General features: G+C 71.1%; 8 protein-coding genes. 4 read left to right on the forward strand and 4 right to left on the reverse strand.

The genetic code is table 11. The features are described from left to right. Positions 1–188: 188 nt before the first annotated feature. Positions 189–1,106 carry an oxygenase MpaB family protein gene (locus ACIQCZ_RS31290; protein ID WP_402287169.1) on the forward strand — a complete coding sequence of 306 codons (918 nt, stop codon included), beginning with the start codon at positions 189–191 and terminating at the stop codon, positions 1,104–1,106. Here ACIQCZ_RS31290 and ACIQCZ_RS31295 read toward each other — a convergent pair. Both ACIQCZ_RS31295 and ACIQCZ_RS31300 read right to left on the reverse strand, forming a co-directional pair. Continuing rightward, positions 1,069–2,118: a LacI family DNA-binding transcriptional regulator gene (locus ACIQCZ_RS31295; RefSeq protein ID WP_402287171.1), complete on the reverse strand. Its 1,050-nt coding sequence runs from the start codon at positions 2,116–2,118 to the stop codon at positions 1,069–1,071. The genes ACIQCZ_RS31290 and ACIQCZ_RS31295 overlap by 38 nt on opposite strands. A 159-nt stretch (positions 2,119–2,277) precedes the next feature. After that, complete coding sequence (locus ACIQCZ_RS31300) at positions 2,278–3,762, reverse strand: M1 family metallopeptidase (protein WP_402287174.1); 1,485 nt, start codon at positions 3,760–3,762, stop codon at positions 2,278–2,280. Between the two features lie 211 nt (positions 3,763–3,973). Here ACIQCZ_RS31300 and ACIQCZ_RS31305 point away from each other — a divergent pair, with 211 nt between their 5' ends. The 3 genes from ACIQCZ_RS31305 (at position 3,974) to ACIQCZ_RS31315 (ending at position 9,119) form a co-directional block, all read left to right on the forward strand. Further along, on the forward strand, positions 3,974–5,968 hold the full coding sequence (locus tag ACIQCZ_RS31305; protein ID WP_402287176.1) for a Xaa-Pro dipeptidyl-peptidase: 1,995 nt from the start codon (positions 3,974–3,976) through the stop codon (positions 5,966–5,968). After that, positions 5,965–7,272, forward strand: coding sequence for a M14 family metallocarboxypeptidase (locus ACIQCZ_RS31310; protein WP_402287178.1), 1,308 nt, complete (start codon positions 5,965–5,967; stop codon positions 7,270–7,272). The genes ACIQCZ_RS31305 and ACIQCZ_RS31310 overlap by 4 nt, the downstream gene beginning before the upstream one ends. A 209-nt stretch (positions 7,273–7,481) precedes the next feature. Continuing rightward, entirely contained in the window at positions 7,482–9,119 is a 1,638-nt protein-coding gene (locus tag ACIQCZ_RS31315; RefSeq protein ID WP_402287180.1) for an ABC-F family ATP-binding cassette domain-containing protein, read from the forward strand. 253 nt (positions 9,120–9,372) lie between these two features. Here ACIQCZ_RS31315 and ACIQCZ_RS31320 read toward each other — a convergent pair whose 3' ends face one another. Continuing rightward, positions 9,373–11,799: a Tex family protein gene (locus ACIQCZ_RS31320; protein WP_402287183.1), complete on the reverse strand. Its 2,427-nt coding sequence runs from the start codon at positions 11,797–11,799 to the stop codon at positions 9,373–9,375. 132 nt (positions 11,800–11,931) lie between these two features. Continuing rightward, positions 11,932–12,795: a hypothetical protein gene (locus ACIQCZ_RS31325; RefSeq protein WP_402287185.1), complete on the reverse strand. Its 864-nt coding sequence runs from the start codon at positions 12,793–12,795 to the stop codon at positions 11,932–11,934. Positions 12,796–12,831: the final 36 nt, after the last annotated feature.

Raw genomic sequence — 12,831 nt, forward strand, 5'->3', positions numbered from 1 at the left:
CAGCAGGGGCCCCGGGCTTCCCGGGGCCCCTGCGCGCCCGTCCGGCAGCGATCGCATACTGGATCACACAAGGGACGGGAACATGGGCCTCTCGTGTTCGGGCCGGGCTCGCGTGCCCCGGCGCTCGGATCCGGCCCGATCCGGGCGAAGGACCCCGGCCGCACGTCCCGCCGACCGCCGGGAGCGTCATGAGTACCGAAACAGACAGAGGCGACACCCCCGTCCCGCCGCCGCCCGGCGGTGTGCTCTGGAGCATCTCCGGCGACATCCGTGCCCTGCTGATGCTGCCCGCCGCCCTCACTCTCCAGGTCGCCCACCCCGCCGTCGGCGCGGGTGTGGACGAGCACTCCGTCTTCCGGACGGATCCGTGGGGGCGCGGCGAGAGGTCCCTGCGCTCGCTCCAGCTCTGGGTGTACGGGGGCGAGGAGGCCGCCGAGGAGGGGCGCCGGCTCCGCAGACTGCACCACACCATCCAGGGCACCGATGTCCACGGTCATCGCTACCATGCGCTGTCGCCCGCGAACTACGCGTGGGTGCATGCCACGGGATTTCCCGTCTACCAGCACGCCGCGCGCTATCTCGTCCGGCCGCTCACCGGGGCGCAGGAGCGGGCGCTGTACCGGGAGTGGCTGCAGGTCGGCCGAGTGCTCGGCATCCATGACCGGGACATGCCGCAGACGATCGAGGAGTTCTGGCCGTACTTCCGAAAGGTGCTCGCCGAGGAGGTCGGGCTGAACGTCGTCGTCGAGGATCTGACAGCCATCGACCGCCCCGTGCCGCCGCCGGACCGGGGACCGCTGCCGCTGCGGCTGCTGCTGAAGACTTTGTGGCCGGTGCTGTTCCCGCCGCTGGCCAGGTTCCGCCGGTTCATCACCATCGGGCTGATGCCGCCGGAGGCACGGGCGGCGATCGGCCTGGAGTGGACGGACGCACAGGAGCGGAGGCTGCGGAGGTTCTGCGGGGTGGTGCGGCGTGTCGTGCCCGTGCTCCCGGAGCGGCTGCGCTATCTGCCGTACGCGCGCAGGGCCCGTGCCGCGCATCGCAGGGCGGTCCGGGGCGGCGGGAGGCTCAGGCGGAGGCCCGGCGTACCAGTTCGGTCGGCGTGATCAGCGACTCGGGCTCGTCGTCCCCGCCCTCGCCGTTCAGCTGCCGCATCAGCATCCGTACCATCAACCGGCCCATTCCCTCGACGTCCTGACGGATCGTCGTCAACGGGGGTTCGGTGGACTCGGCGATCGACACCATGTCGTCGAAGCCGACCAGCGCCACCTCCTGAGGCACCCTGCGGCCGTGCTCGTTCAGCACCCGCAGGGCGCCCGAGGCCATCAGGTCGTTGGCGGCGAAGACCGCGTCCAGGTCGGGACGGCGTTCAAGGAGCCGTGTCATCGCCCGTGCGCCGCCCTCGACCGTGAAGTCGCCCTCCACGAGCAGTGCCGGATCCGAGCCGGGCAGCACATCGCGGTAGCCGTCGACCCGGTCGAGTGCCGAGGTCTGGTCGCGCGGTCCGGCGATGTGCGCGATCCGCCGCCGGCCGAGGGAGACGAGATGGCGTACGGCCTCGGCCGCGCCGCCCCGGTTGTCGCAGTCGACGTACGGGACGGCCAGTTCGGACGCCGCGCCCGGCCGACCGGGGCGTCCGCCGTAGACCGTGGGCACCTGGAACCGGCGGATGATCGCGGGGAGTTCGTCGTCCGTGTGCAGCGAGAACGCCAGCGCGCCGTCCACATGGCCGCCGGCCAGATAGCGGGCGACGCGGTCGAAATCTCCGCTGCCCTCCACCAGGAGAAGTACCAACTGGGAGTCGTACGCGTTCAGTTCGCGGCTGATTCCGCGGATCTGCTGGGAGAAGAACGGGTCGGAGAAGATCCGGAACTCCGGCTCGTCGATGATCACGGCGACCGCACCGTTGCGCCGGGTGACCAGGGTCCGCGCGGCGTGGTTCGGAACGTAGCCGAGTTCCTCGATCGCTTTGCGCACCTGCTCCACGAGCGGCTGCCGCACACCCGCCCCGCCGTTCACCACCCGGGAGGCCGTCGCCCGGGAGACCCCGGCGAGAGCCGCCACCGCTTCCAGCGTGGGGCGGGCATCGCGTGGGGAGTCGGGGGTCGGACCGGACACGGGACGCTCCTCGTACGCGCGGGATCGGCCGGAACCGGCCGGGCCGGCAGGACGGCACCGACGCCCTCAGCCTATCCGGCGCCACCGGCCGTCCGCCGGGCCCCGCCGCCCCACCGGGGAGTGGGGGGGCGACGGGGCCCGAACGGGTCCGCGGACGCGTCAGTGGTGGTCGTGAATCGTGTTCGTCGCCGCGATCTGCTTCCACGACGCGGGCTCGGCGGGTGCGCGCAGCGCGCGTGCCCCGGCCGCCGCGGGGGCCTCGGGCCGCGTCGGCCGGTACAGCCAGGTGTCGAAGAAGCCGGCGAGCGGCTTGCCCGAGACCCGCTCCGCGTACGACACGAAGTCCGCCACGCTCGCGTTGCCGTACGCGTGCTCGGTCGGCCAGCCCTTCAGCAACTCGAAGAACGTCTCGTCGCCCAGCTTCTCGCGCAGCGCCTGGATCGCCAGCGCGCCCCGGTCGTAGACGGCCGCGTCGAACTGGTTGTCGGGGCCCGGGTCGCCGGGCTTCACCGTCCAGAAGGCGTCGTCGGCCGGATGCTGGGCGTAGGTGTAGTCCGCCAGTTCCTGCGCGGTTCCCTCGCCCTCCTTCTCCGACCACAGCCACTGGCTGTAGCGGGCGAATCCCTCGTTGATCCAGATGTCCTTCCACCCCTTGAGGGACACGCTGTCGCCGTACCACTGGTGCGCCAGCTCATGGACGACGACCGAGACGTTCGCGCCGTTCGCGAACTGCTTCGGGCTGTAGAACGGCCTGGTCTGCGTCTCCAGCGCGAACCCGCTCTTCACATTGGGGGAGTATCCGCCGAGCGCGTCGAAGGGATACGGCCCGAAGACCTCCGTCAGCCACTCGGCGACCTCGGTGCTCCGCTCGATGCTGGCGCGTGCCGCGCCGCCGTTGGCGCCGAGGTCCTTGCTGTAGGCGTTGACGACCGGCAGCCCGTCCGACGTGGTGTCCGTCGTGATGTCGAACTTCCCGATCGCCAGCGTCGTCAGATACGTGGCCTGGGGCTTGCTCGAACGCCAGTTGAAGCGGGTCCAGCCGAGCTTCGAACTCTGCGACTGGAGAACGCCGTTGCTGATCGCCTGGGTGCCGTCCGGTACCGACACGGAGATGTCGTAGGTGGCCTTGTCCAGCGGGTGGTCATTGCTGGGGAACCACCAGGCGGCCGACTCCGGCTCCTGCGCGGCCACCGCGCCGTCCGGGGTGCGGACCCAGGAGGTCCAGCCGTTGATCTCGACCTCGGACGGCTTTCCGGCGTACCGCACGACCACGGAGACGGCCTTGCCCTTCGGCAGCGCCGCCGCCGGGGTGATCTCCAGTTCCTGGTCGCCGGTCCTGACATGTCCGGCCTTCTTGCCGTTCACCCGCACCTCGGAGACGTCCAGCCCGAAGTCGAGGTTGAAGCGGGAGAGTTGCTGGGTGGTCGTGGCGAGGATCGTCGCCGTGCCCTCCAGCAGATCGGTCGCGGGCTGATACTTCAGCCGCAGGTCGTAGTGGGACACGTCGTAGCCGCCGTTGCCACTGGCCGGGTAGTAGGGGTCGCCGATGCCCGGGGCGCCCACGGTGCCTTCGGCGGCCGAGGCCGGGATCGCCAGCAGCAGGGAGGCCGCCAGTGCGCTCGGGACGATGAATCTGCGGTGCACGAATGCTCCAAGTCGTAGGACGAATGATCTTTCGAGCCGTCACTTCGACACTATTCAGCGACTGCCGCGACAGTCGTGTCCATGGCCAGAACTGTCACATGATCGCCATTCGGCCGACATGCCGCGTCATTCATGAACATGGCATGCTCGCGCCATAATGCTCGGTGATCGCCCTCTGTTGCACGGGAGTTGACCGGGGTACCTTCCGCCCATGCCGACACGCGCGCGGGATACCCGCTTGACGTACAGATCGCTGGTGGTGGCTGCCGTGGCCGCCCTGATGGCCGTCCTGCTCTCGCCGGCGGGCGCGCAGGGTGCCGGTCCTCGCGAGAGCGGACCCCCGGAGAGCAGGCCCGTCTACTCGTACGAGAACGCCGTCCGCGAATCCGTCTGGGTCGACACCGGACTGGACGGCGACGGCGATGGGAGGAGCGACCGGGTCGCGGTCGACATCGTCCGGCCGGGCGAACCCGCCCGACAGGGCCGCAAGATCCCTGTGATCATGGACGCCAGCCCCTACTACTCCTGCTGCGGCCGGGGCAACGAGAGCCAGCTGAAGACGTACGACGCCCATGGCCGACCCGTCCAGTTCCCCCTCTACTACGACAACTACTTCGTGCCGCGCGGCTATGCCTTCGTCGCCGTCGATCTGGCCGGAACCAATCGCTCCGACGGCTGTGTCGACGTCGGAGGGCGCTTTGACGTGCAGTCCGCCAAGGCGGTCGTCGACTGGCTGAACGGCCGTGCCCGCGGCTACACCACCCGAACCGGCGGCGAACGCGCCACGGCCGGCTGGTCCGACGGCCGCACGGGGATGATCGGCAAGAGCTACGACGGCACCGTCGCCAACGGTGTCGCGGCCACGGGAGTGGACGGACTGCGGACCATAGTGCCGATCGGCGCCATCTCCTCCTGGTACGACTACTACTTCGCCCAGGGCGCGCCGCTCTACGACAGCGGCCCCGACTGGCTCTCCGGCTACGTGGAGAGCCCCGAGGCGCGCGGGCGCTGTGCCGCGGTCCAGCGCCGGCTCGTCGACCAGGCGCCGCGCACCGGTGACTGGACGAAGCTGTGGAGCGAGCGCGACTACGTGAAGAACGCCGACAAGGTGAAGGCCAGCGTCTTCGCCGTCCACGGCATGCAGGACCTCAACGTCCGCACCAAGCACCTCGGCCAGTGGTGGGACGCACTCGCGGACCGAGGCGTGGAGCGCAAGATCTGGCTCTCGCAGACCGGACACGTCGACCCGTTCGACTACCGGCGCGCCACGTGGGTGGACACGTTGCACCGCTGGTTCGACCACTACCTCCTCGGTTACGACAACGGCATCGACCGTGAGCCGATGGCCGACATCGAACGCCACCCCGACCAGTGGTCCACCGACAAGGTCTGGCCGCCCCGCACCACGCACCGCACCACCGTGCGCCCCGGCCCCGGCCAGGAACCCGGCGTCGGCACCCTCGCTCTGAAGTCCGCCCGCCCCGGCACCACCGAGACGTTCACCGACGATCCGGCACAGAGCGAGACGGAGTGGGCCGCCGATCTGGACCGGACCACGGGCGCCAAGGCCGGATTCCGCACCGCGCCGCTCGCCCGGGACCTGCGCCTGGCCGGATCGTCCACAGTGACCGTCACCGCCACCCCGACCACATCGACCGCCCATCTCTCCGCGGTCCTCGTGGACATCGGCCCCGACACCATCCGCGACTACGGCTCGTCCGGCGAAGGCATCACCACCCTCGCCGACCGCACCTGCTGGGGCGCGAGCACGACCGGCGACAGCTCCTGCTTCAAGGAGACCCGGGCCCGAACGGCCGCGGTCGACCGGACCGTCCTCAGCCGCGGCTGGGCAGACCTCGGCACCTACGCCTCGGCCGGACACGGCCGCCCCCTCACTCCGGGCAGGGCCTACACGATCACCATCGACCTGGCGGCCACCGACCACGTCGTTCCGGCCGGACACCGGCTCGCCCTGATCGTCGCCGGCACCGACCGGGACCTCATCGACCCGCCGGACTCCACGCCCACGCTCACCCTCGACCTGGCCCGTACGTCCGCGAAGCTGCCGCTCACCGGCGGCGCCGGAGCCTTCGTACGCGCCACCGCGGGTTCCGCACCCGCGACAGCCACCCCCCGCGCAGTCCACTCCGAGGGCGTGACGTCGCCGCGTCCCGCCCGCCGCATCCCGGGAGGCAGCCACTCATGACAGCCCGCACACCGGCCGCACGCCGGCCCGTCCGCCGCAACCTGATCCTGACGGCGGCCGCCGCCGCCCTGGCCGTGCCCCTGATCACCGTGCCCGCCGAGGCCGCGCACACCCCGCCCCGTACCGGCTTCGAGAGCAGCCACGGGGCCCGATGGACCGGCCAGCCGGAGGAACAGTCCTTCCTGGCCGCCGTCGACCGGGGCAGCGACCGGGTCTCCGTCGACCGGATCGGCACGACGAAACAGGGCCGCCCGCTCCAACTCGTCCGGATCGGCGACCACCGTCCCACCGCGAACACGATGCTGCTGATCTGCAGTCAGCACGGCGACGAACCGGCCGGCCGCGAGGCATGTCTGACGACCATCCGCGATCTGGCCTACGCGCAGGACCGGTCGACCCGCGCCTTTCTCTCCCGTACGAGCGTCCTCGTCGTGCCCACCGCCAACCCCGACGGGCGTGCCGCCGACACCCGAGGCAACTCCGACGGCGTGGACATCAACCGCGACCACATCGCGCTGCGGACCGCCGAGGCCCGTGCCATGGCGGCGGTCATCCGTGACCGTGAACCCGATGTGATCTACGACCTGCACGAGTACGGGGCCACCCCGCCGTACTACGACAAGGACCTCTTCGTCCTGTGGCCGCGCAACCTCAACGCGTCCGACCGGGTGCACGACGAATCGCAGACCCTGGCCGAACGCTTTGTGCGGCCCACCGCCGAGGAGGCCGGCTACAGCAGCGGCCTCTACGGCATCTGGACCGACCCGGTCACCGGTGATCCGATCAAGCAGACCGCGGGCGACGGACAGGAACGCATCCTGCGCAACGCCTCCGGCATCAAGCACGCCGTCGGCCTGCTCATCGAATCCCGGGTCGACGCGCTCTCCGGTGCCGAGCAGGCGGACCCGGCGCTCAACAACCGACGCCGTGTCGACTCCCAGCTCACGGCGCTCGACGGCCTGTTCGCCTTCACCGACGCACGGCGAGGCCGGATCGAGGCCGCCACGTCCGCGTCCCGCGCCGCCGGATTCAAGGACCGCGGTCCGATCCATCTCGGCGGCGCCGACAACCAGGCACCCGAGCCCGGACAGGTCCTCCGGAACCCGCCGTGCGGATACCGGCTCACGAAGGCCCAGTTCGACGAAGTCAAGGACGAACTCGCCCTGCACGGCGTCACCTCCCGGCGTGACGGCGACGGAGCGTACGTACCGCTGCGGCAGTCCGCCCGGAAACTGATCCCGCTGCTCCTGGACGAGAGGGCGACCTATCACCTCACGGAAGGGCAGGCCGATACAGTCTGCTGATCCCATGGGATGAGCGCGGCGTGCGGTCGCGGCCACGGAGAGCGAAGTCACGGCTTCCGTGAAAGACGTCATGCGTGACGCGGGACGGACGGAGCACGGATGGCCGGGGGATCCGCCGGTGACGGCGGACCTCCCGGTCTCCGCCCGCGTCCCCGGCGGGCCGGGCCGGGCCGGGACCGGTCCGACCGCCGATTAGGATCGGCACCCTGATGACTGCCACTCTCGTCGCCAAGGACCTCGCCGCCGGACACGGCGACCGCACACTCTTCACCGGGCTCGACCTCGTCGTCGCACCCGGTGATGTGATCGGTCTCGTCGGAGTCAACGGGGCCGGTAAATCGTCCCTGCTCCGGCTGCTCGCCGGACTCGACCGGCCGGAGGAGGGCGAGCTCCGGCTCTCCCCGCCCACCGCCACCGTCGGCCACCTCCCGCAGGAGCCGGAGCGGCGGCCGGGGGAGACCGTGCGGGAGTTCCTGGCCCGCCGTACCGGAGTCGCCGAAGCCCAGGCCGCGATGGACGCCGCGACGCAGGCCCTCGTCGACGGGGCGCCCGGCGCGGACGACGCGTACTCCGAGACGCTCGAACGCTGGCTGGCGCTCGGCGGTGCCGACCTGGAGGAGCGCGCCGAGGAGGTCGCCGCCGACCTCGGCCTGACCGTCGGCCTCGACCTGCCGATGGCCGCGCTCTCCGGCGGCCAGGCGGCCCGCGCCGGCCTGGCCTCCCTCCTGCTCTCCCGCTACGACGTCTTCCTGCTCGACGAGCCCACCAACGATCTCGACCTGGACGGTCTGGAGCGCCTGGAGCGCTACGTCTCCGGGCTGCGCGCCGGCACGGTCGTCATCAGCCACGACCGGGAATTCCTGATGCGGACGGTCACCAAGGTCCTGGAACTGGACCTGGCCCAGCAGCAGATCAACCTGTACGGCGGCGGGTACGAGGCCTACCTGGAGGAGCGCGAGCGGGCTCGCAGGCATGCCCGCGAGGAGTACGAGGAGTACGCCGACAAGCGCGCCTCCCTCGAAGGGCGTGCACACATGCAGCGCTCCTGGATGGACAAGGGCGTCAAGAACGCCCGCCGCAAGGCGACCGACAACGACAAGATCGGCCGCAAGCTCCGCAGCGAGGCCAGCGAGAAGCAGGCTGCGAAGGCCCGGCAGACCCAGCGCATGATCGAACGCCTCGACGTCGTCGACGAGCCGCGCAAGGAATGGGAACTGCGGATGGAGATCGCCGCCGCACCCCGCTCGGGTTCGGTCGTCGCGACCTTGCGCGAAGCGCGAGTGGTACGGGGCGACTTCAGCTTCGGTCCGGCGTCCCTGCAGATCGACTGGGCGGACCGGGTCGCCATCACCGGCGCCAACGGAGCGGGCAAGTCCACTCTCCTCGCCGCGCTCCTCGGCCGCCTCCCGCTGGATGCCGGACACACGACGCTCGGCTCGGGCGTGGTGGTCGGAGAGGTCGACCAGGCGCGCAAGCTGTTCCACGGCTCGGAGTCGCTCCTGGAGGCCTTCTGTGCCGCCGTCCCCGACACCGAACCGGCCGAAGTCCGCACGCTGCTGGCCAAGTTCGGTCTGCGCGCGGACCATGTGATGCGTGCCGCAACCACGCTCTCCCCGGGCGAACGCACCCGGGCGGCACTCGCCCTGCTCCAGGGCAGGGGCGTCAACCTCCTCGTCCTCGACGAACCGACGAACCACCTCGATCTGCCCGCGATCGAGCAGCTGGAATCGGCGCTGGAGTCGTACCCGGGGACGTTGCTGCTGGTCACCCACGACCGGCGCATGCTGGAGGCGGTGAGGACGACGAGGCGCGTCGAGGTGGTGGACGGCAGGGTGAAGGAGCTCTGAGGGACTCCGCAGGGCAGAACCGGCGGCCATCGCCCGAGGAACGGGTCCGGGTCCGGCCTCGGACCCGGGACCCGGGAAGGGACCGGAGGGGAGGGGCGGCTCCACGCAGTGGACCGCACCCCGCCCCACCCGCTGGTGACGTCGGCCCCAGGGCCTCTCGTTCGGATCACGCCGGGCCGATCCGAACGAAAGACCCCAGGGCCTCTCGTTCGGATCACGCCGGGCCGGCGGGGGCCGGTCCGAACGAAAGTCCCTAGGTGTTCTGCTTCGGATCCGCGAGCCCGGCCCGACGCAACGCGTCCGCCATCGCACTGTTCACCGGAGCCGGCGCCGGACGGGCGGAACCGCCGGCACCACCGCGCCGGTCTCGGCCCTGACCGCCCTGACCGCCCTGACCGCCCTGACCGCCCTGACCGCCCTGACCCTGGCGCTGCCGCGGCGGTCGGCCGCCCTGGCCACCGCGCTCGCTCCGCTCACGCCTCGGCCCGCCGCCCTGGCTCCCCGCCGACGCCTCGTCGTCCAGCCGCAGCGTCAACGAGATCCGCTTCCGCGGGATGTCGACGTCCATGACCTTGACCTTCACGATGTCGCCCGGCTTCACGACATCCCTCGGGTCCTTCACGAAGGTGCGGGACATCGCCGACACATGCACCAGGCCGTCCTGGTGCACACCGATGTCCACGAACGCGCCGAAGGCCGCGACATTGGTGACGACGCCCTCCAGCACCATCCCGGACGCCAGGTCGCCGATCTTCTCGACGCCCTCCTTGAAGGTGGCCGTCCTGAACGCGGGGCGCGGGTCGCGCCCGGGCTTCTCCAGCTCCTTCAGGATGTCGGTGACCGTCGGCAGGCCGAACTTCTCGTCCACGAAGTCGTCGGCCCGCAGCGAGCGCAGCACACCCGTGTTGCCGATCAGCGAGGCGACGTCACCGCCCGTCCGCTTCACCATCGCCCGCACCACCGGGTACGCCTCGGGGTGCACGCTCGACGCGTCCAGCGGGTCGTCGCCCCGGATGCGCAGGAAGCCCGCACACTGCTCGTACGCCTTCGGGCCCAGCCGCGCCACGTCCTTGAGCGCCCTGCGCGTACGGAACGGCCCGTTCGCGTCACGGTGCGCGACGATGTTCTCCGCGAGCCCCGAGCCGATCCCGGACACCCGTGAAAGCAGCGGTGCCGACGCGGTGTTGACGTCGACACCGACACCGTTCACACAGTCCTCGACGACCGCGTCCAGCGAGCGCGACAGCTTCACCTCGGACAGGTCGTGCTGGTACTGGCCGACGCCGATCGACTTCGGGTCGATCTTCACCAGTTCCGCGAGGGGGTCCTGGAGGCGGCGTGCGATCGAGACGGCGCCGCGCAACGACACGTCCATGTCGGGGAGTTCCTGGGAGGCGAAGGCAGAAGCCGAGTACACCGAAGCGCCGGCCTCCGAAACCATGACCTTGGTGAGCTTCAACTCGGGGTGCTTGTCGATGAGTTCACCGGCGAGCTTGTCGGTCTCACGGGACGCCGTGCCGTTGCCGATCGCGATCAGGTCGACGTCGTGCGCCTTCGCCAACCGCTCCAACGCGGCCAGCGACTGGTCCCACTTGTTCGCCGGGACGTGCGGGTGGATGACATCCGTCGCGACGACCTTGCCGGTCGCGTCGACCACGGCGACCTTCACCCCCGTGCGGAAGCCCGGGTCGAGCCCCAGCGTGGCCCGCGTCCCGGCCGGCGCGGCGAGCAGCAGATCGCGCAGGTTCGACGCGAAGACCCGTACCGCCTCGTCCTCCGCCGCCGTGCGCAGCCGCAGTCGCAGATCGATGCCGAGGTGCACCAGGATCCGGGTCCGCCAGGCCCAGCGCACGGTGTCGCCGAGCCACTTGTCGCCGGGACGGCCGCGGTCGCCGACCCCGAAGCGCCGGGCGACCATGTTCTCGTACGTCGAGGGGCCGGGCGTCTCGGAAGGCTCCTCCGGCTCCAGGACCAGGTCGAGCACCTCCTCCTTCTCGCCGCGCAGCATGGCGAGCACCCGGTGCGAGGGGAGTGCGGTGAACGGTTCCGCGAAATCGAAGTAGTCGGCGAACTTCGCCCCCGCCTCCTCCTTGCCGTCGCGCACCCTGGCGGCCAGCCGCCCGCGCGACCACATGCGCTCACGCAGCTCACCGATCAGATCGGCGTCCTCCGAGAAGCGCTCCGCGAGGATGGCACGGGCCCCCTCCAGCGCGGCGGCACCGTCCGCGACGCCCTTGTCCGCGTCGACGAAGGCGGCAGCGGCGGCGAGCGGCTCCACCGAGGGGTCGCCGAGCAGGCCGTCGGCGAGCGGTTCGAGCCCGGCCTCCCGGGCGATCTGTGCCTTCGTGCGCCGCTTGGGCTTGAACGGCAGATAGATGTCCTCAAGGCGCGCCTTGGTCTCGGCGGCCCGGATCTGCGCCTCCAGCGCCTCGTCCAGCTTGCCCTGCTCGCGCACGGAGTCGAGGATCGCCGTACGACGGTCCTCCAGCTCCCGCAGGTAGCGCAGCCGCTCCTCGAGGGTGCGCAGCTGCGCATCGTCGAGCATCTCGGTCGCTTCCTTGCGGTAGCGGGCGATGAACGGCACGGTCGACCCGCCGTCGAGCAGCTCGACGGCCGCCCTCACCTGCCGCTCGCGTACGCCGAGCTCCTCGGCGATCCTGCCTTCGATGGACGTCGTCACGGTTCTACCGACTCGCCTTCTCGTACGGGCTGTACTGGCTGTGCTTACCGGGGCGGACCCCTTCGTCTGCATTGTGCCGGGTGGCCAGGCGCCGTGTCGCCCGACCACCCCAGTCGCCGCGGTCCGGAGTGCTCAGCCCTTGCCCATCAGATCGGTGGGGAACGCGCCGGCCGACGCCGCCGTGAACAGGAATCCGCGCCCCAGCTCGGTGAGCCGCGCCACGCCCTGTTCACCCAGATGCTCGTACGGGGCCAGATCCATCCGGTCCGTGACGTCCTCCAGCTCCGCCCGCAGGGCGACGCCCGCGTCCGTCAACTCGCCCTCACCGTCGAGGATTCCGCGCCCCCGCAGCCGTTCGGTCGCCTCCTCCCAGTCGCTGCGGCGCCAGCCGCGGGTGGTGAGGATCCAGCGCGGGTTCATGCCCTTGCCGGTCGCGGTGTGGCTGACCAGGGCCTCCACCGGATCGAGACCGGCGGCGAGGAGAGCCGCGACATGACCGTCACCGCGGTGTTCGCGCAACAGCGTGCCCGCGTGCCAGTACGCCAGGTGCGGCTGCTCGGGCACCGGAAGATCGGCGTGGGCGGCGTAGAGCGGCCGGGCGTGTCGGGTGCACGCCTCGGCGGCACGCAGCGCCAGCCCGGCGGCCTCGGCCAGTTCGGGGGAGGCGATGATCTCCTCGCCGAGCAGCCGGCGCAGCGTCGTGTCGGCGGCACGCAGCCGGGCGTCCAGGGCCGCCTGCGGCGAGGCGACGGACCACACGGCGGGGAGGTGTCGGGCGACGAGGTCGTGGTTGAAGTTGTAGAAGGCCGCGGTGACCGTGCCGGGGCCGACGGCGCCCAGTGCCGCGCCGCGCGCGGCGAAGTAGGCGGCGTTCGGGTCGTCGATGCCGAGCTCCGCGAACTCCTTGCCGAGGTCGGGGGAGAAGTAGACCGTCGAGTGCAGTGGGTTGAGGGCGTTGTGACAGCGGCGTCCGGCGCGCGCCGGGAGAGTGCTCATGCAGGTACGTTACCGACTGGTCGGTACGACCCGTAA

The organism is Streptomyces sp. NPDC093149 (genome assembly GCF_044754145.1).
In the GTDB taxonomy this organism is placed as follows: Bacteria; Actinomycetota; Actinomycetes; order Streptomycetales; family Streptomycetaceae; genus Streptomyces.